At 64.4% G+C, this 20,375-nt stretch carries 12 protein-coding genes; 7 read left to right on the top strand and 5 right to left on the bottom strand.

What is annotated here, in order from left to right; translation table 11 throughout:
- The first annotated feature begins 13 nt into the window (after positions 1-13).
- The 4 genes from WDO72_07375 (at position 14) to WDO72_07360 (ending at position 7,389) form a co-directional block, all read left to right on the top strand.
- Positions 14-970, top strand: coding sequence for a hypothetical protein (locus WDO72_07375; GenBank protein MEJ0085484.1), 957 nt, complete (start codon positions 14-16; stop codon positions 968-970).
- Positions 967-2,940, top strand: coding sequence for a serine protease (locus tag WDO72_07370; GenBank protein MEJ0085483.1), 1,974 nt, complete (start codon positions 967-969; stop codon positions 2,938-2,940). Before WDO72_07375 ends, WDO72_07370 begins: the two co-directional genes overlap by 4 nt.
- 100 nt (positions 2,941-3,040) lie before the next feature.
- A complete protein-coding gene (locus tag WDO72_07365; GenBank protein MEJ0085482.1) occupies positions 3,041-4,903 on the top strand; it encodes an ABC transporter ATP-binding protein in 1,863 nt (620 codons plus the stop codon).
- Positions 4,904-5,046: 143 nt separating this feature from the next.
- On the top strand, positions 5,047-7,389 hold the full coding sequence (locus WDO72_07360) for a glycoside hydrolase family 44 protein (GenBank protein ID MEJ0085481.1): 2,343 nt from the start codon (positions 5,047-5,049) through the stop codon (positions 7,387-7,389).
- A gap of 129 nt (positions 7,390-7,518) precedes the next feature.
- Here WDO72_07360 and WDO72_07355 read toward each other — a convergent pair whose 3' ends face one another.
- The gene (locus tag WDO72_07355) at positions 7,519-7,827 is read right to left on the bottom strand and encodes an RNA-binding protein (protein ID MEJ0085480.1); all 309 of its coding nucleotides are present in this window, start codon (positions 7,825-7,827) and stop codon (positions 7,519-7,521) included.
- Between the two features lie 462 nt (positions 7,828-8,289).
- Between WDO72_07355 and WDO72_07350 the strand changes: the two genes are divergently transcribed.
- The 3 genes from WDO72_07350 to WDO72_07340 all read left to right on the top strand — a co-directional run bounded on the left by WDO72_07350 (position 8,290) and on the right by WDO72_07340 (position 15,505).
- Positions 8,290-8,715, top strand: coding sequence for an MAPEG family protein (locus WDO72_07350; GenBank protein MEJ0085479.1), 426 nt, complete (start codon positions 8,290-8,292; stop codon positions 8,713-8,715).
- A 278-nt stretch (positions 8,716-8,993) separates the two neighbouring features.
- Positions 8,994-12,458: a M12 family metallo-peptidase gene (locus WDO72_07345; GenBank protein ID MEJ0085478.1), complete on the top strand. Its 3,465-nt coding sequence runs from the start codon at positions 8,994-8,996 to the stop codon at positions 12,456-12,458.
- A gap of 464 nt (positions 12,459-12,922) precedes the next feature.
- Entirely contained in the window at positions 12,923-15,505 is a 2,583-nt protein-coding gene (locus WDO72_07340) for a TonB-dependent receptor (GenBank protein MEJ0085477.1), read from the top strand.
- Between the two features lie 100 nt (positions 15,506-15,605).
- Here WDO72_07340 and WDO72_07335 read toward each other — a convergent pair whose 3' ends face one another.
- From WDO72_07335 to WDO72_07320, 4 genes are all read right to left on the bottom strand, one after another.
- Positions 15,606-16,124, bottom strand: coding sequence for a RidA family protein (locus WDO72_07335; protein ID MEJ0085476.1), 519 nt, complete (start codon positions 16,122-16,124; stop codon positions 15,606-15,608).
- Between the two features lie 92 nt (positions 16,125-16,216).
- The gene (locus WDO72_07330; protein ID MEJ0085475.1) at positions 16,217-16,831 is read right to left on the bottom strand and encodes a c-type cytochrome; all 615 of its coding nucleotides are present in this window, start codon (positions 16,829-16,831) and stop codon (positions 16,217-16,219) included.
- On the bottom strand, positions 16,828-18,396 hold the full coding sequence (locus WDO72_07325) for an FAD-dependent oxidoreductase (GenBank protein MEJ0085474.1): 1,569 nt from the start codon (positions 18,394-18,396) through the stop codon (positions 16,828-16,830). The genes WDO72_07330 and WDO72_07325 overlap by 4 nt, the downstream gene beginning before the upstream one ends.
- Before the next feature lie 319 nt (positions 18,397-18,715).
- Positions 18,716-20,272, bottom strand: a complete 1,557-nt coding sequence (locus WDO72_07320) for a biopolymer transporter TolR (protein MEJ0085473.1) — start codon at positions 20,270-20,272, stop codon at positions 18,716-18,718.
- Positions 20,273-20,375: the final 103 nt, after the last annotated feature.

Genomic DNA, 20,375 nt, shown 5'->3' with positions numbered 1-20,375 from the left:
TCGGGGAGGAATCATGAAAGCGATGATTTTGAGCAGCGTGATGCTTGCGATCGCCGGTGGCACCGGGCTCGCGCACGGCGCCGATGCGTCCGCCGCTGGCGCGGCCGCCACGAATTGCACTTATCGCGCCGAGCCGTCGACTGCGGCCGGGCCGATCGCGCAATCGGAAACGACGTTGATATCCGTCGCGCCCGCCGCGGGCGGCGACGTGCGCCGCGATAGCGTGATCGTTTTCGACGTCGAATATCGCATCAAGGATTTCGTGGCCGACCGCTTTTTCCTGATGCCGCTGTTCAAGACAGCCGGACTTGGTTCGTCCGCGCCCGGTGGCCCGTCCGACTATCCGTACCTCGCGACCGCGGCCGGCAAGGTTCATATGTGCGTGCCGCTCGCGGAAATGTACGACAAGCCGACCATGGAGTGGCCTCTCACGGTCGAGATGCATCTCATGCAATCGCGGCCCGATGGGTCGAGCATCGCAGTCGCGAGCGCGCGCAAGGTGAAGTTCAACTCGCTCGATATTCCTGCTGGAACCTTCGAGCGTCAGGCCGACCGGCCGGTCGAGTATTACGACGCGCTGGGAAGGGCATGGGATTTCTTCGAAAAACGGCTGGCGCAGTACAAGGCGTGTAACCAGCACTTTGCGGACCGGCAACCGGCGCTGATCAAGGCTTACCGTAGTTGGGAGGCGCGCCATTCCGATACCCTCCGGTTCGTGTCGGACCTGCAGTTCGATGAATACCTTCATTCCTCGGGTGGAGATGCCGCGCGGGCCACCTATCTTTTCGACGCAGTACGCGCCACCACTCTCGATGGGTACTCGCAGATGCCGGTGCAAATGTTGCGGCAGCAGTGCGAACTGGCGCTGTCCGAGTTTTCGGATTCCGAGGACCCGACCGACAACATCATCGAAGACGAAGTGGCGTACCTGCGCAAGTGGCACGCAGCCCGCAAGAAGGCGGCGCCATGAAAGCGCATGCGCAAGCACTCTGGCTGCTGCTGGCTTTTGCCAGTGCGGAGTCGTTCGCGGCCGCGCCTTCGGCGGAAATGCAGAAGAAAGTGCGTGCCGCAACCTTCGAGGTGGTGGTCCCGAAGGCTGTGGAGACCGGCGTTACCTACGAACGGCCTTTGCCTCTCGAGCTGGTGCCGTTCGTCGTGCGCAACGATCGCTACTGGCCCATCGGCACGGCGTTCGCGATCGGCCCGGATACCTTCGTTACCGCCGCGCATGTACTGCGCTCCGCGCTCGGTGGCGCCGGCGGTCCCCCGGTGATGCGCAGCGCGGATGGGAAGATCGTCGCGATCGAATCGGTGCTCAAATATTCCGCGCACCAGGACTTCGCCGTTTTCAAGACGGGAGCCGCGGCCGCGACGCAGGTGCTGGACACGAACCAGCTGGCCGCGATCGACGAACCCGTATTCGCGGTCGGCAACGCGCTCGGCGAGGGCGTCGTAATCCGCGATGGATTGCTCACCTCGCTCACGCCGGAAGACCAGGATGGGCGCTGGAAATGGCTGCGGTATTCGGCCGCCACTTCGCCCGGCAACAGTGGCGGGCCGTTGCTGAACAGCGCGGGCGAGGTCATCGGTGTCGTGATCGGGAAATCGCCCGGCGAGAATCTCAACTACGCGCTGCCCATCGAGTATGTGACCGGCGCGCCCATGGAGGCGCGAATCGATCTGCGCCTGCCGATGCGGTTGCCCGTGCTGCGCGACACGCTGGTCGCCACTTTTGACGCGACGCTGCCGCTGCCGATGGGGCTGTCCGATTTCGCCAGCCGCCTGCGAGCCGAGACGCTGCGAATGTACCGCGAGCAGCGCGCGAAGTTGCTCGCGCAAAACCAACAGGTGCTGCTGCCGCGCGGCAAGGCGGACAAACTACTGGCGTCGGTCGCCCGCGCGTATTGCCCGATGCTGGTCGTGCAGGATGAAGATGGCACGTGGCACGTCGACGATAATTCACGCAACACCGAGGACTTGCCCGACGACGGGCACTTCTGCTCGCGTATATCCGGGGAAGTTCCTCACTTCCTGATTGATCGCGGGACGAATACCGAACCCCGCTTTTACCAGGACCGGCGCTTCGCCATGGATCTGCTGCTCAAGGCATCGCGGTTTCCACGCCTGGTGGGCAGTGATAGCGTCATCGTCACCTCGCTCGGCCCCGCGAAGCGCGACGTAGAGTACCGCGATCGTTTCGGCAGGCGCTGGCGCATCGCGACGTTCGGACTGCCGTACATCGATTCGAGCGTCATCGTGATGATGCTGCCGACACCGCAGGGCTACTCCGGCATGTTGCAGTTCGCCGAACGAGGCGGCGAGGACCTCGCGCACGAGCAGCTCACGTTTCTGAGCGACTACTTCTACGTGTCGTACTCCGGCACGCTGGCGCAATGGCGCACGTTTCTTGGCCAGCCGGATCTGCGTCCGGCGGCGTTTGAAAAGGTCAGCTTCGGCCGCGATGCCGACGGTGTGCACTTCCGCTCTCCGCGGATCGACTTCGATCTACCGCCGGGCCTGATGAAGCTCGACGACCAAGCGGTCATCAACGTGCAGATGAGCTACGCGCTCGAAGGCGCCAAACTCGTCTGGGATATCGGTGCCATCTACGTGAGCACGGACGCCGACGACAAGATGTTTGTCGGTTTCGTCCGGCAGCCCAAGCCGGCAGGCGGCGCGGGCAAGGAACTGAACGAACGCTGGAACGAGATCCTCGACAGCAAAGGTGACTTCAGCACCGAGCGCGGACACGACGCCGATTACAAGAAGTTCTGGCGCCGCGCGGCGATCGACGCCACGTCACGGCCGGGCGCGCCGGTGAATCGCGCCGCCACCGTGTTTTATGAAGCCATTTCCACGATCAATGACGCCAAGCTGCCCCGCGCGGTTGACGACATGCAGGACTTGCTGCTCGAAAATGCGCGCGTCAAGGAAAAGTGAAAACCTTCGATGTGCCCAGCGCGTCTGTGAACGGCCGCGTAATCCTGCCGGAGACTGACGCCACGCCCAGGTAATTTCACTGTACGCTTCGCACGCAGACATGGTCGCCACGCCCCGCAAAGCCAAAGAAGCCGACATCCACGGCGAAGCGCTCAATTCCCCACGCCAGTTCTTCGGCGTCTTCAAGTACAGCAAGCGCGCCCTCGAACTGGTCTGGGCGACCAGCCACAAGCTCACCTTCCTGCTCGCCTTCTTCACGGTGCTGGCCGGCGTGCTGCCATCCGGCGTGGCCTGGGTGGGCGCGCGCATCGTCGACAGCGTGTTGTCGGCGACCCGCAATCACGCCGCCAACGGCGAGGTCGACATCATGCCGGTGCTCGGCTGGGTGGCGGCCGAGGCGCTGATCCTCGTGGTCATCACCGCCGCGCATCGCGGCATTACGATGTGCACCTCGCTGCTCAAGGCGAAGCTCTCGCACCGCGTGAACACGATGATCCTCGAGAAGGCGCTGACACTCGAGCTCACGCACTTCGAGGATTCCGAGTTCTACGACAAACTCACGCGCGCGCGCCGCGAAGCGTCGAGCCGGCCGCTGTCGCTCGTGACGCGCACCTCGGGTCTGTTGCAGAACGCCATCGCGATCACGAGCTTCTCGGTGCTGCTCGCGGGTTTCTCGCCGTGGGCGGTCGTCGTGCTGATCTTCGGTGGTTTGCCGGCCTTCTTCGCGGAAACGAAATTTTCGGGCGACGCCTTCCGGTTGTTCCGCTGGCGCGCGCCCGAGACGCGTATGCAGACCTATCTCGAGACGGCGCTGGCGCGCGAAGACCACGCGAAAGAGGTCAAGCTGTTCGACCTCGGCAAGCTCTTGTTAGGCCGGTACGTCGCGATCTACGAGGGGCTCTACCAGCAGGATCGCAATCTCACGCTCCGGCGCGACATCTGGGGATTCTTGTTCACGCTGGTGAGCATCGCGTCGCTGTACGCGGCGTATGCCTGGTGCGCGGTGGAGGCCGTGCGCGGCGCGATCACGCTCGGCGACATGACCATGTACATCATGTTGTTCCGCCAGGGGCAGGCCGCGGTGACCGCGAGCCTCGGCGCCATCGGCGGCATGTACGAGGACAACCTGTATCTGTCGACGTTGTACGAGTACCTCGAACAACCCGTCGACGAGGCGAAGGGAACGGCGGTCAGCGGCCCCGACCCGGAGGCCGGCGTGCAGTTCGAGAACGTCGAATTCCGCTATCCGGGCTCCGACCAGATCGCGATCACCGGCGTCAACCTGCAGATCAAGCGCGGCCAGAGTCTCGCGCTGGTCGGCGAAAACGGCTCCGGCAAGACCACGCTGATCAAACTACTGACGCGGTTGTACAAGCCCACTTACGGACGCGTGTTGCTCGACGGCCGCGATCTGCAGGAGTGGGATCCAACCATCCTGCGGCGCCGCGTCGGCGTCATCTTCCAGGACTTCGTGCGTTACCAGCTCATGGTGGGCGAGAACATCGGCGCCGGCGACGTTCGCGAGTTCGAGAATCGCGAGCGCTGGGCCGAGGCTGCCGCGCAGGGCAAGGCCGAACCGTTCATCAACGAGATGCCGCTCAAATACGAGACGCAGCTCGGCAAATGGTTCAAGGACGGGCGCGAGCTGTCGGGCGGCCAGTGGCAGAAGATCGCGCTGTCGCGCGCCTTCATGCGCCACGATGCCGACATCCTGGTGCTCGACGAACCCACCGCGGCGATGGATGCCGCGGCCGAAGCCGAAGTGTTCGAGCACTTCCGTTCGCTGATGGGCAAACGCATCGCCATCGTCATCTCGCATCGCTTCTCGACGGTGCGCATGGCGGACCAGATCGTGGTGCTGGACGAGGGCCACATCGTCGAGCGCGGCAACCACGAGTCGCTCATGAAGGAAGACGGCATCTACGCCAAGCTCTTCACGCTGCAGGCGCGCGGCTATCGTTGACCTTCGGTTGGCGGCCGCTGTCTTGCGTGACTCGCGGACAACTCGCTGACTGGCGGAAAATAGCGTCGCACATTGGCGATAGCTGTTTTTCGAATCCGCGCGCGCGTAAATTCGACACCTCCAAGGGGGTCCGGATGCATTCCATGAACATCCTGCGTGCTTCAATGTGCGCGCTGCTCGGGTTGCTGGTTTCCTGTGGTGGAGGAGGCGGCAGCAGCAGTGGTGGTGGCGGCAACCCGCCGCCTGTGCAGAAAACCTTGTTTGTCGCCACACAGCCCGCCGGGCAACTGGCGGGCGGCGTGTTTGCGACGCAACCCGTCGTCCACGTGCGCGCCAACGGCGCCACCGATACATCGGACAACAGCACCGTCGTAACCGCTTCGATCGTTGCGGGAACCGGCACTGTGGGTGCGATGGTGGTCGGCAATGCCACCGCCACGGCGGTCGCCGGCGTCGTGACCTTTACCAATCTCGGTGTCGATCTGGCAGGCGGCGGCTACCAGTTGAATTTTTCTGCACCCGGCCTGGCCGCGGTGAACAGTGCGGCATTCGACAGAACCTCGCCGGTCGTGCGCTCTCTGGCGATTGCGATTCAACCCTCGGGTGGAACGCCAGGCGCCGCATTCGGCACGCAGCCGGTGGTGAACGTGCGCCGGAATGCGGTGCTGGATCCCACCGACAACGCGACCGTGGTGACCGCCTCGCTCGTCGCGGGCAGCGGCACCGCCGGCGCGGTGTTGAGTGGAACCACCACGGCGACCTCGGTCGCGGGAGTCGCGACGTTCACCAACCTCGCGATCAACCTCGCCGGGGCGGATTACAAATTGCGTTTCACCGCCACGGCAGTGAATCCGGCGGACAGCGCGATTTTTGCCGTGGCAGCCGCGGGCGCGGTGATTCCGCCGTCGACGCCGCCCGCCAGCGACGTGAGTTTCTCGATCGACAGCACGCAGGACGTGCGCGCGATTTCGCGTTTCATCTACGGCATGAATGGCTGGGACGCAGTGCGCCCGAAGAATCTGGCACTGTCGCGTTCCGGCGGCAATCGCATGACGGCGTACAACTGGGAGACCAACGACAGCAACGCCGGCGCGGATTTCCTGAATCAGAACGACACCTTCCTCGGCGGCGGCTCGGTACCGAACGGCGCGGTCAAAGGGAGCCTGGAAGACGCGCGCGGCGCGGGTGCCGGCATGATCGTCACCATGCCGATCATCGGCTACGTGTCGGCCGATCACAACGGTGGTGGCGACGTCGCCAACACGGCTAACTACCTGGCGACGCGTTTCCGCGTGAGCCAGGCGAGGAAACCCACCGCCTTCACGTTGACGCCCAACACGGCTGACGGATTCGTGTACCAGGACGAATACATCAACTTCCTCGACAAGACCTATCCGGGCGCATTCGCGAGCGCAACAACGCCGATCATGGTCAATCTCGATAACGAGCCCGACCTCTGGCAGCACACGCACGCGCGACTGCGCGGCGACACGAATCCCGCCACCCAGGCCGGCACCACGGCGACCTACGCCGAGATGATCCAGCGCACGGTTGAATATGCCGGCGCGGCGAAGGACGTGAACGCAAATGTGCAGATCCTGGGTCCGGTGAGCTACGGCTGGCAGGGTTACGTCCGTTTCCAGGATGCCGCGGATGCCAACAATCGCGATTTCCTCGAGTTCTACCTGGCGGAAATGGCAGCCGCGGGAAACACGGCAGGACGCCGGCTGCTCGACGTGCTCGATGTTCACTGGTATCCAGAGGCGCGCGGCGCATGCAGTGCGAATCCGATGGATGGGTGCCGCATCAGCGATGCGGCCGGAGTGGGCGAGGCCGCGGTGGTCGCCGCGCGCGTGGCGGCACCGCGCAGCCTGTGGGATTCCACGTATCGGGAGACGAGCTGGATCCAGCAGTCGCTCGGGAACGGGCAGGGCATCAACCTGCTGCCGCGGCTCAAGGATAAGATCGCCGCCAACTACCCGGGCACGAAACTCGCGATCACCGAGTACAACTACGGCGGCGCCAATCACATCTCCGGTGCGATCGCGCAGGCGGACGTGCTCGGCATCTTCGGACGGGAAGGGTTGTACGCCGCCACGCTGTGGCGGCTCGAGGCCAACAACAATTTCATCTATGGCGGCTTCGAAGCTTTCCGCAACTACAACGGCGCGAACGGCAGTTTCGGCGACACCAGCATCCGGGCGGCGAACAGCGATGCCGCGACGACATCGGTGTACGCGAGCGTCGATGCAGCCAACCCGGCGCGTATGGTGATCGTGGCTATCAACAAGGACGCGGCCCCGAAGACCGCGGCGATCGCGGTGACCCACACCGCGCAATTCCACAGCGCACAGGTCTATGCGGTGACCAGCACGAGCCCCGCCGGCGCGCCCGTGGCGCAGACGCCGATCAACATCACCCAGACCAATGCGTTCCAGTACTCGATGCCGGCGAACAGCGTGACGACGCTGGTGCTGGTGCCGTAAGTCGGTGCCGGGTCGGACTTAGCGGAAGCAGCCTTAGGGCTGCTTCCGCTAAGTCCGACCCGGCACCGACTTACTCCCTCCAAAAAAAAACGGCGCCCGAAGGCGCCGTTCAAGTCGATTGCTTCGATGTTAGAAGCGACCGCGGCCACCGCCGCCGCCACCACCACCGCCGAAGTTGCCACGCGGGGCGCCGCGCTCGCGCTCCTGCGCCTCATTGACCTTGAGCGGACGACCGCCGAAATCCTTGCCATCGAGCGCCTGCATGGCGCGGGTGGCATCGGCGTTCGGCATTTCGACGAAACCGAAGCCACGCGGGCGGCCGGTCTCGCGATCGTTCACGAGGGACACCTTGTCGACGGTGCCATGGGTTGCGAAGAGGGCGCGCACCTGATCTTCGGTGGCGGAGAAAGGAAGATTACCAACGTAAAGTTTAGTCACGGAAAAACTCACAGAAAATTGACACGGTGACAGATCGAGCCCTGTCTGCTGGATCGCGGAATACTTTGATTGGCGACGCCGCGAATGCGGGGTCGTGTCGACGCGGTATTTGCAAGCCGCTGGCGACGGTACAGGAAAGATTCGCGCGACGCGACTGGTTCGACTCGAAATTGCCCGCAAAACCCCGCCTCGCCCCCTTCCGGGGCAGGTCCGGCACGCCGCTCCTCTTCTATAACAACGATGCCGGCGGTGAGTTTCGTCCCGGGCCGGCCGGGGGCAAATGACACCGGTTGCATTCGACCCGACGACGACCCGGGCCTGCGCCACGATGCCGCCACGTGGCACCGCCACCAACCCGTGAGACGCCGGCAATCGCCCGGCACGAACCTTCGCCATCAAACTACCTGCCGGCCGGAGCTGGGCTAGGCTGCGAACTGCCCGTGACGAATCGCCGGAGACCCGATGCCCGACCTCAATCTGATCTACCCCATGCTGGCCATGGTGCTGCTCACCTTCGGTGTCGCCGTGGCGCTCTTCCGGGCGCGTCTGCGCTCGATACGCGAAGGCCATACGCCGAAGACGTACTTCAGAACGTTCCAGGGCGCCGCGGAACCCGAATACCTCATCAAGTCCACGCGGCACTTCGTCAACCTGTTCGAGGTGCCGACGCTTTTCTATGCAGGATGCCTCGCGGCGCTGGTGGCCGGCGTGACCGGACCGCTCATGCAAGCGTTGGCGTGGGGTTACGTCGCCACGCGCGTAATGCATGCGATCGTGCACATCGGCGGCAACCGCCTGCGCAAACGCATGACCGCGTACTTCCTCAGCTGGTTGTTCCTGCTCGCCTTCTGGATCTCGCTCGGCGTCGACGTTGCGACCCGCCACTGACGTGAGATCCCACTCCAATGGAACATCGCCTCCACGAGCGGAACCCGTGGGCGCTTGCCGAATTGATTCATCCGGCCGCCTGGCGCCGCCCGGTTCAACCCGATTTTATGTCGCACCGGCGGACGTTGCGGCCTGCGTCACTGATTCAAACTCGCACCGGTTGCATCGGCGCCCTGTGCAAGTGCACGCGCGATAAGGTTCCGTCCTGTTCGCGCGAGCCGGTTGCCCTGGAACGTGCTGAATAAAAACGTTGCCTGGGACGGCGAAGGGACACATCGGTGCGAGGAAGTGGAATCCGTTTTCCGCAGTGGGCGGCATTTATCCTGCTGGCGTTCCAATTCGCGGGCATTGCCAGTGCCGAGCAGATCCAGTTCGCGGAACCCGTCTCGCTGACCCTGAGCGGCGCTACCGCCCAGTTCGACGCCTATGGCCGCCGCTTCTCGCTGACCCTCATCGACAACGAACGGGTCCTCGCGAAGCTGTCCGCGCAACGCAAACAACAGCTGCAACGGTATCGCCTGGTGCGCGGCTCGCTCGACGGCCAGCCCGGCTCCTGGGTGCGGCTGACCGAATCGCCGGCCGGCATCGAGGGAGCGATCTGGGATGGCCATGACCTCTACGCTGTCACCCGATACGGCAAGATTGCCGCCAAACTAACTACCCCGTTCGCGGCGGCGCCGGACCAGGCCGTGGTCTACCGCCTGTCGGACACGCTCGACGCGCTGCCGCGCGATTTCTGCGCGCTCGCGGGTGATACCCCCGCGACCAAGATCACGACCAGCCTCGACCAGTACCGTGTCATCATGCACGGCCTGGATGCGCAGGCGGCCGTCGTCGGCGCGACCCTGACACGCCAGCTCGAGATCTCGCTGATCGGCGACAGCGCGCTGGCGGCGACCGAGGCCGATCCGGTCGCGGCGATGCTGGCGCGCCTCAACATCGTCGAAGGCATCTACAGCGAGCAGCTAGGCCTGCTCGTGCTGGCCACCGACGTGCGCATGTTGCCCGCCGATGCCGATCCGCTGACCAGTACCAAGGGATCGACGTTGCTCGAACAACTCGGCGCCTATCGCGCGGCCACCGCCGAAGTGCGCACGCGCGGCCTTGCGCACCTGGTCACCGGCAAGGATCTCGACGGCACGACGGCGGGTATCGCCTATGTGCGCACAGTGTGTGCGCTCGAGACCGGTGTCTCGGTCAGCGAACATTCCTACGGCACCACCATCTCGGCGCTCATCATGGCGCACGAGCTGGGCCACAACCTCGGTGCCGAGCACGACGGCGCCGCGGATACACCCTGCGCCAGTGTCGGCGGCGGTTTCATCATGGCGCCGGCGGTGAGCGGTTATGCCACCTTCTCGCAGTGCAGCCTCGACACCATGCGGCCCGTCATCGAATCCGCGAGCTGCATCACCGCCGCGGATTTCGCCGACGTCGCGATCAGTACGCCATCGGCCAACGTGAACGGGGAAGGCGGTCTGCCCATCACGCTGCCGTTCGTGGTCGCGTCGCGCGGTACGCAGGCAGCGCAGAACGTCAGATTCACGGTGACGCTGCCTGACAACCCCGCCTTCTCGATCGATTCCGCCACCGGCTCGCAAGGCGATTGCACGATCACCGGCCTGAGCGCCACGTGTACGTTCGGTGAGATTGCCGCCGGCGAAGAGCGGCAGGTCAGCGTCATCGCGCGCAGCACCCTGGCGGCGAATTTCAAGGTGCAGGCACGCGTCGCCGGCGACAACGACCGGCTGAGCTCGAACAACAACAAACAGATCAACGTCTCGGTGCGTTCCGGCATCGATGCCGCAGTCACGATGTCCGTCAGCGAGGCGAACCTTCCCGTGGGCGCGCCGCTCGAAATCTACGCCGACGTGAAGAGCCTGCGTGCGCTCGCCGTGCGCAACGCCGTGTTGTCGGTGAATCTCAACCAGCCGGTCGTTTCGGCCACCATGCCGGGCGCTATCTGCACGGTGAATCCATTCGCGGTGAGCTGCACGCTCGCGGAAATCGCGCCCGGGGCCACGCATCGGCTCACAGTGCTCGCCGACGCGACCACCGCGGGTCCGCTGTTCGCGGCCGCCAACATCAGCACGTCCGGCGACGGCGACTTCTCCAACAACTCCGCCAACACCACCGCCTGGGTGCAGGCCGAACGCGACGTCGAATTGACCGCCGGCCCGGCCTCGGTGGACTTGGGCGTGGAGGCCGTCTACGAGGTGCCGTACACGCTGCGCTCGCGCGGGCCTCAGCCGGTTGCGAACGTGACCTTGTGGATCGCACTGCCGCCGAACGCGCTCGAGGTCGACTCGGTGGATACGGGCGGTGTGACCTGCACGCGGCCCGACGCCGTCACGCTGCGCTGCGAACTGGGTGCGCTCGCGGCGGGCGAGACTCGTGACGTGCGGTTGCGCGTCCATGCGCCGCGGCCGGTGACCGCGAGCATCAACGCGAGCGCCGAAGCCGGTGACGACGGCTACAGCGGCAACAATTTCGCCGGCGTGCAGCTGCGCGTCGACAACCTCATCGACTTGCTGGTGGCGATGGCTTCCGGTGGCTCCGGAGTCGAGGGCGCCACGTTCGAAGGTCAGGTAGTGCTGCGATCGAACGGGCGCCAGACAGTGTCGAACGGCACGCTCGACATCGACCTGCATTCCGCCGGCGTGCTGCATTCCGCATCGATTCACAACGGCGCGGCCTGCGACGTGCTGGACGGGCGGCGCGCGCGCTGCCAGCTCCCGGACCTGGCGCGCAATGCCCAGCTGTTCGTCGATTACCGCGCGGAATTCCCGGAGCCCGGCAGTTTCGATGTCACGTTTACGGCGGCTGTTGCCGGCGACACCGCGCCCGACAACGATTCGCTCACGCGCCCGGTGCTGGTGCGGCCTTACAACGATATCGCGGTTTCAGGCGATCTCGATCTGCCGCGGCTCATTGCCGGCGAGCGGCTCGAGCGGACCTTTACCGTGACCGCCGGACGCCGCGCCCTCGCCACCGCGCGCTTCGTCGCCAACCACTATCTACCGGCGCTGGCGGTGACTTCGATCATCGCCAGCGCGGGGGAGTGCGCGGTGGATGAGGTGCAAGGTGGCACTTGCGAGTTCGCCGACCTTGCGGCGAATGCCAGCGTCATCGTCACCGTGGGTTACGAGGCGGGCGCCGGGACGCATGCGGACGACATCTCGGTGAGTGTGACGACGCCGGGCGACGTGGCGTCGGGCAACGATTTCATCCGGGGGCACGTCGAGACACTCGCGCCGACCGACCTGGAGCTGCGCGTGGGCGCGAGCGTCGGCGGGGCGAAGCTCGCGACCATCGCTTTCCCGCGAATCGACGTCGTCAATGGCGCCGAGAGGGCCGTCGACGCCCGCCTCGAGATCACGCTGCCGGCGCAGGTGTCGCTGGTGAGCATCTCGGCGTCGAACGCGATCTGCAGTGGTTCGGCCGTCCTGCGCTGCGATTTCGCCGACCTCGACGCAAACAGCACCTCGACGGTGAACCTGAGCATACGCGGGACGGCAAACGGGACCTTCACGAGCGCGCTCCGGATTTCGTCGGCCAACGATCGCAACAGCGCCAACGATTCACGCGACGTGGCGATCGAAATCTCCAACAGCGCCGGCGCGCCGCAGGCGCAGACCAAGGCCGGCGGCGGCGGGCGGTTCGAGTGGTTTGGCCTCGCGGTGCTGCTGTCGCTGGTCGTGAGGAAAAGCGGAAAAAGGGGACAGATCTATTTTCTAAAATAGATCTGTCCCCTTTTTCCTTGCACCAAGCGCGTGCCGAATTCTCGAACCGTTGCTTTCAGCAAACAGCGCACGCTCTAACTTCGTGCACGCCTAGCCTGCGCGCGATTGCGCGACAAACCCGCAAAAACCTGCACCACAACGGCAACTTGCCGCGCGCCGCGAGCATTTTTCTCGCCGCCGCAACAGCTCGCGTCCTCATCACCCAGCGCACGCGGCTTTCCGCACAACCTCCGGCATTCACGCGAATTTTTGCGAGTTGTTAGGCCGCCGCGGCGTGTGTGTTTCCGCGCTCTCGCGGCGGTTGGCCGGATTATTGCAACACTCTTTGCATTCTTGCCGGGCGCAGCTCAGGGGTCTAACGAGCAGGAAGAAAACGCTTTGTCCGCTTCATTGCCGGGCAATGGCCCAAAGTCCGATGCGCCCGTCGAGAGGAAGAAAAACTTTTCTATACGGGAGAACAATTCATGCGTATCAATCGCGCCACACGGCACAAGGCCGCGAAGAAGGCCGACAGATGGATGCTCAAGTCCACGGCCCTGCTGCCACTCGCAATCTCATCGGTGCTGGCACAGGCCCAGGAAGCCGCCACCGAGGAACCTGAACCGGAGACCGTCATCGTCACCGGCACGCGCGCGACGGGTGTCGACACTTTCACCAGTTCCTCACCAGTGCAGGTGCTCGCCGCCGAAGACATCAAGTCCGCCGGCAAGCCCGATCTCATGAACGCGCTGGCCAATACCGTACCGTCGTTCACCGCGCAGGCATTCGGCGGCGACATGGCGAACCAGACGCTGCAGGCGAAGATGCGCGGCCTGAGTCCCAATCACACGCTGGTACTCGTGAACGGCAAGCGCCGGCACACGACCGCCAGCCTCGCGATCCTCGGCGGCCCCTACCAGGGCGGCGCGGGCGTCGACCTCAACTTCATCCCGGTCGATTCGATCGACCACGTCGAAGTGCTGACCGAAGGTGCGGCCGCGCAATACGGCACGGACGCGATCGCCGGCGTCATCAACATCATCCAGCGGAAGCAACCTTCCGGCGCGAGCGTGAGTTATTCGCGCGGCGGCAACTACGCCGGTGACGGCGACACCAACAACTACTCCGGCAACATCGGGTTCGGGGCGACCGGCGGGTCGTTCATCAATTTCACGGCCGAGTATCGCGATCATGCGCATACCGATCGCGGCGAGATCGATCCGCGCACTGTGGGCGGGGGCAACATCGGCACGTTTCCGGGATCGAACATGCCGTTGGCGGAAGGTTATCCCTACCTCAACAAGATCTTCGGTGACGCGGCCTACGACATCAAACTCGTCGCGTTGAACGCCGGCATTCCGATCGGCGACGATGCCGAGGTCTACGCGAGCGGGACCTGGGGCGAAAAACACGCCGCCTCGTTCGAGAACTATCGCGTTCCGACCCGCGTGACATACACCGATCCGGAGTCGGAAGAAGTCACCTACTTCGCGCCCTTCGGTTTCAACCCGCGCGAAGAATCCGAGGAGACCGACTACCAGGCCACGCTCGGCTTCAAGGGCAGCGCCGGCAGCTGGGACTGGGATATTTCGTCGACGTACGGCGAAGACGACATGGACATCTTCACGCGCGATTCGGCCAACGCCACGTTGTTCTCGCAGACCGGCACCACGCCGGTGAATTTCTACGACGGCAACTACACACAAACGCAATGGACGTCGAACCTCGACATCACCAAGGAGATCGACCTCGGTCTGGCGGCGCCCATGAACCTCGCGTTCGGCCTTGAATACCGCCAGGAAGAGTGGACGGCCTCGCCGGGCGACGAGTTCTCGCGTTACTTCGAAGGCGGCCAGTCGTTCCCCGGCATCAGCCTGTCGGATTCGGGCAGCCACGACCGCGATGTCACGTCGGCGTACGTCGATGTCGTGATCTCGCCGATCGAGGCGCTGCGTCTCGACCTGGCCGGGCGCTACGAGGACTACAGCGACTTCGGCGACACGACCGTCGGCAAGCTGAGCGCGCGTTACGAGCTGACGGATTCCTTCGCGTTACGCGGCACGGCCAGCACGGGCTTCCGGGCGCCGACGCTGGCGGAGTCCTACTACTCGGCGACGAACGTCGGCCCGACCACGGCCTTCGTGCAGATGCCGCCCAATGCGCCAGCGTCCGCGTTGCTCGGACTCGGCTCGGGGCTGCAACCCGAGAAGTCGACCAACTACTCGCTGGGTTTCGTGTTCCGTCCGGACAAGGCGATGTCGCTGACGTTCGATCTGTACCAGGTGGAGGTGCGCAACCGCATCGCGGCGACCAGCACGTTCTACGGCACGATCGACGGCGAGTTGTTCTCGCAGGCGATCGTCGATGCCATCATCGCGAACGGCAACGTGCTCGATCCGGAAGTCACCGCCGAAGGCGACACGGGCATCAACCTGTTCACCAACGGCATCACCACGCGCACGCGGGGCGTCGATCTGGCGTTCAACTACGGCATGGAGATGGGCAGCGCGAACGTGGACTGGAGCGTGGCCGCGACCTACACCGAGACCGAAGTGCTGTCGATTCGTGACACGCCGACCGAGCTCGGTGATCAGGCGTTGTTCGACCGGGTGGCGCTGGCGGATCTCACGGAGACCGCGCCGAAGTTCCTCGTGAACCTCGGTGCGAAGTTCGAATGGGAGCGCCTGTCGTTCAGCGTGCACGAACTGGTGTATGGCAAGTCGGCGCAGTACGAGAATGACGGCGGCGAAGTCGCTGACTTCTACGGCGAGGACGTGCCTGCCGGGACGCCCGCTCCGGATCCGGTCACCGGCCTGCGCTACATGCGTACGGAGATTCCGGTGACGCCGATCACGAACCTCGAAGTGTCCTTCAAGGCGATGGACACGCTGAGCTTCACGGTGGGCGCAACCAACGTGTTCGACAAGTACCCGAACAAGCGCAACGGCATCTTCCGTGCCGCGCAGTTCGGTACGGGCGACACCGGTGTGGTGGCGGGGTATCCGTCGTTCTCGCCGTACGGCATCAACGGCGCGTACTACTACGGCAAGATGGTCTTCACGTTCTGATGTGAAGGGAGAGGGTGGGCGGGCGCAAGGGCTCGCTCGCCCACCCTCGAAGATGGTCAGAGGCCCTCGGGTTGCCCGAGGGCCTTTTCATTGGCCGCAGTTACTTGGCCAGCTGGACTTCGATTTCGACCAGCATGCCCGGCGCCACGAGGCCGGCGACCTGGACGGTGGAGCGGGCCGGCAGATTGGGCTGCTCCTTGGTGCCGAAGTACTGCGTGTACGCGGCCATGAATCCTTCGAAATCCATGCGGCTACCCTTGGCCGGGTCGCCGACCAGGTAGACCGTCATCGCGACGACGTTGCCGAACCCCAGCTTCATCTCGTCGAGGGATTCCTTGATGCGCGCGAATGTGCTGAGCGCCTGGGTCTTCGTGTCGCCCCAGTAGGCCGCGCTGCCGGGTTCGGCTTTCGGGTCCAGCGGCGCCGGCGTCGTGCCGCTGTGGAAGATGATGGTCTTGCCGGCGGGGACTTCCACCGCGCGCGCGATCGGGAACGTGCTGCCGCCCGGCAGCGGGTGACGCACGACATCCGCGGCGCCGGCGGCGGAGGCCAGGCTCAAGGCGAGAGCCCCGCCGACCGCGGCTTGGATGAGGTTTGACGGGCTAGCTAGTCTTCGCATGTGAGCTCCTTGGGGGTTGGCGGAGGGTGCCGGGTGGGGAAAGTGGGGAGAGCGGCGTCCGCCGCTCTCCCCACTTTCCCCACCCGGCACCCTCATTTCAGCGTGTTGATATACGCCACCACATCGGTGATGGCCTTCTCATCCGGCAGCGTCGCGACGATTGCGCGCATCTGCGCGCCGTAGACATCGCGCTCGTCGGTGCCGCGCAAACCCTTCTGGTAGTTGGCGAGCTGCACGACCAGGTACCAATCCGAACGCGCGGCCAGCGCCGGTGAGTTCAGCGTCTGATTGCCTTCGCCCCGGGCGCCATGGCAACTCGCGCAGTTCGCATACAACGCTTTACCGTGCGCGATGTCGCCGCTCACCGTGGCGGCGGGACGCTTCGACTTGAGCGTGCCGATGTAATCGACGGCAGCCTGCAGCGTGCCTTCCTGCTTCAGGCGCATGCCCACGGGGCCCATCTCGTGCCCCGCGGCGTCGTCCGCCGGCACACCACGTATACCGGCGGCGAAATTCTCGAGCTGCCTCGAGAGGTACCAGGGTTCCACGCCCGAAATCTTGGGCGCGCGGATGCCGTAATTGCCGTTGGCATCGGCCCCGTGGCACAGCAGGCAATAGTCGAACTTGTTCTCCGCACGCGCACTGCCGGTAGCGAATACCGCTTCGACGACGAGCACGCCCAGCGCGATCCAGTGTTTCTTGTTCATGCCGCCACCGCGTTCTTGCCCGCGCGTTCGCGCGCGTCGATCTCCGCGATCGCGTGATGCGCCGATGCCATGGCGCCCTCCTGCCAGCCCGGGTGATAACTCACCTGGTCTCCCATCAGGAAGTGGTTGCCAACGGGCGTCTGCAAGGTCTTGAACCATTTCTTCGACAGATCCTCGTCCCACTGCGCAGCGCAGCCGAGCATGTGATTCATCTGGTGCCAGGCCACGCTCACGCCGGTTTCGACGTAGCTGCCGTAACCCGGGTGAATCTTCTCGCCTTGCGCGATCGCGAGCTTGAAGCGATCCGCAGGGGCGAGCCGCGCGAATTTCTCGCCGGCATTCGGATCGAACGTATACGCGCCGAGCATCACGCCCTTCTTGCGATGGATGCCGTGCGCCGGATACCACAGCTGCTGGATGTCCTGCAGCGTCCACGAGATGCCGCCGTAGATGCCTTCCTTCTCCCAGAACCGTTCCTTCATCTGGAAACCGATCTTGAACAGCTTGCCGCGCGGAATCGCGGTGAAGCCCGCGGCATATTCCTTCGGGAAGTTGTGTTCGATGCCGGCCAGCAGCTGCATCGGAATGCAGTTGAGGACGTAATCCGCCTTGGCGGTGATGTATTCGCCATTGCGGCGATAGGTGACCTCGACGCCTTTCGGCAGCACCTTGATCGCCTGTACCTGCGATTCGAGCTGCACGAGGTGGCCGATCTTGCGCAGGAACCCCGCCGGCACCCGATCCATGCCGCCGATCGGCTCCATCATCATGGCGGCCTGATCGTCGGTTTCGCCGAAACTCATGATGGCCATGAACTTCGACTTGAGCAGTTCGCGGCCGTCGAGCGGCGTCTTGAGGAAGTCCGGACTGGTGTAGTCGTGTTTGGCGAGCCCTGCGTTGCTCGAGCCCACGTACCTGAAGCTCGGGTCGAGGGTACCGAGATATTTGAGGTATTCGCGCAGGCGGTCGTAGTCATCCTTCGTGAGCGGTGCCGCGAACTGTTCCGGCGTCATGGACTTCGACATGAGCTCGGCCACGAAGCCGCGCGAATCGGTCATGTATTCGCGCGCGCGGATCGGCTTGCCGCCGAACATCGCGTCGTCCTGGACCCAGGCCAGGCGGTTGTCGTTGATGAACGGCTCGAGCTCGACGTCGAGCTCCTTGCAGTAGTTGAGCAGTGCCTGGTGATGGCCCGGGATACGCGCCGGGCCGCAGTTGAAGTAGAGATCCGGGTCCTTGTCGAAATTGCAGACCTGCGGAAAACCGGTCTCGTCGATGCGATCGCCGTTGCGGACCGTCATGTTGCGGCCGCCGGCGCGGAACGAGGCTTCGAGAATCTGGACGTCGTAACCTTTCTTGTTGAGTTCGTAGGCCGCGGTCAGGCCGGAGATGCCGGCGCCCAGGATCAGGACCTTTCTGGGCTTGGCGAGCGCGGCGATGTCGGGACGCTCGGCGCGCGCCTGCGACATGAGGCCGAGCGCCATGGCGGCGCGATAGACGGCGGTCGAGCCGCCGACCGAGCCCGCAATGTTCAGGAAGTCGCGGCGCGACACAGTTCGATTCATGGATACCCCACCCGCCAGCTGGTTGTTCTTGGAAAGACGGATAACGCGTCTGAGAACGGACACGCGCGACCCGTAGTGTGCGCCACCTTGGTGAAATGCACATTCAAGTTGCGTGCCACCGACAAACGCTGGAACCGCGGCGCCGAGAGGCACGCGGAAGTTGCTGCGCGAAGCGCGCTGCACCGCGGCGCGACAAGAAAATGAGGACAGTCCCCATTAGCTGGCAAAAGGGTCGGAAGTGGCGGCGATCCCCAGTGCTGATAAAAAAGGGATGCGCCATGCGACGCATCCCCTCAATCGAAAACAGGCATGTCCCGTTTTAGAGAGCGTCGGAGTTCGAAACGAACGCCACGTGCGTCCCATCCGGCGACCACGACGGCACGTTGATCGTGCCCTGGCCGCCGTAGATGTACGCGATCACTTTCGGCTTCGCGCTGCCGTCGGTCGGCATGATGCGCAGCAGGCAATGCTTGTAGTACGGGTGGTTAGCCGGCTCCACGTCGAGCCCGTACGAAATGATGGTGATCCACTTGCCATCGGGCGAGAAGTGCGGGAACCAGTCGTTCCACTTGTCGTCGTTGGTCACGCGTTCCTGGCCGGTGCCGTCGGGTTTCATGCGCCAGATCTGCATCTGCCCCGAGCGCGTGGAATTGAAATAGATCCACTGGCCGTCGGGCGAAAACTCGGGGCCATCATCGAGGCCGGGTGTGTTGGTCAGGTTGATCTCTTTGCCACTACCGTCGGAGGCGGTCTTGTGGATATCCCACTCGAGCACCTTCGGGTCCTTTTTCGTCGGGCGGCCCGCGGTGTAAGTGAGCCATTTCCCGTCGGGCGACCAGCCGTGCATGTACGAAGGTGTGAGCGGCGTGATGCGCTTGGGAACACCGCCGCGCGTCGGCATCGTGAAGATGGTGGACTGGCCCGCTTCCGTGCTCTGGTCGCTGATGGCGAGCTGCGTGCCGTCGAACGACAGCACGTGGTCGTTGTTGTTGCGGATCGCGAAGCCGGTGTCGATCAGCGTGGGTGTGCGCGTGGCGAGGTCGAATTTCCACAGGCGGCCGCGCGTGGCGGGGTCGCCGCCGCTGGCGTTGTAGAGCAGCGCTGCGCCGTCGGGCAACCAGTTGGGCGCTTCGAACGGCACGCGCGAGGAGTACACCACGCTGCGATGCCCGCTCGCGACGTTGAGGATCTCGAGCCGGCTGCCGATGTAGTCGCGATACGGCGTGAAGCCCACCTTCACCGGCTTGATCACGCGCACGTTGCGAAAGATCGCCGTTTCCTTCACGTCCACGTTGTGCGAGGAGAGAAACAGGCCGACGTAGGCTTCTTCGGGCACGTTCGGGGCGTCGTCGATCTGCGAAATTTCGAACGGCTCGCCGGGGCGCGCCGCGGAGAGGATGAATACAGAGCCGCGCCGCTCGAGCTGGATGACGGTCGCGGTTTTCGCCGCCGGCATCTCGATCTGCGCCGTGTCTTCGCCTTTGGCCTTGCGAAACTGCAGCGAGACCAGTCCGTCGCCGTGGATCGCGCCATCGACGTACGCCGAATCGAAATCGGCGATCGACGTGCGCGCCATGATGCCGGCCTTGCGGTGCGGATCGACGCCCTTGCCCTGGAATTCCACCTGCGCCTGCACGATGAAGTCGCCCTTCATCTTGCGATAGGCGAACTGGAACTCGTCGCGTTTCGCCCAGATGTTCACGCCGCCCGCACTGAGCGTGTACACCTGCGAGTCCGCGTTGTACGCGGCGTAGCCGCCGATCTTGGGCGAGCCGATGTCGCCATGAGCTTCGAAATCGCCGAGCGGCCCGCCGTTGGGCGAGGCCACCGCCAGCGTCGAGAACGCCAGCGCCAAAAACAGGAAAATACCCTTCATTGCAAATCCCCCTCTAGTGAATGGTGCCGGGTGGGGAAAGTGGGGAGAGCAGATAAGTCGGTGCCGGGTCGGACTTACGGATCCGGCTGAAACGTGCATCGAC

This window comes from Pseudomonadota bacterium (genome assembly GCA_037200975.1).
GTDB lineage: Bacteria > Pseudomonadota > Gammaproteobacteria > Steroidobacterales > Steroidobacteraceae > CADEED01.
The sequence above is the reverse complement of the archived record's forward strand: the minus strand, read 5'-3'. Positions and strand labels throughout refer to the sequence as shown.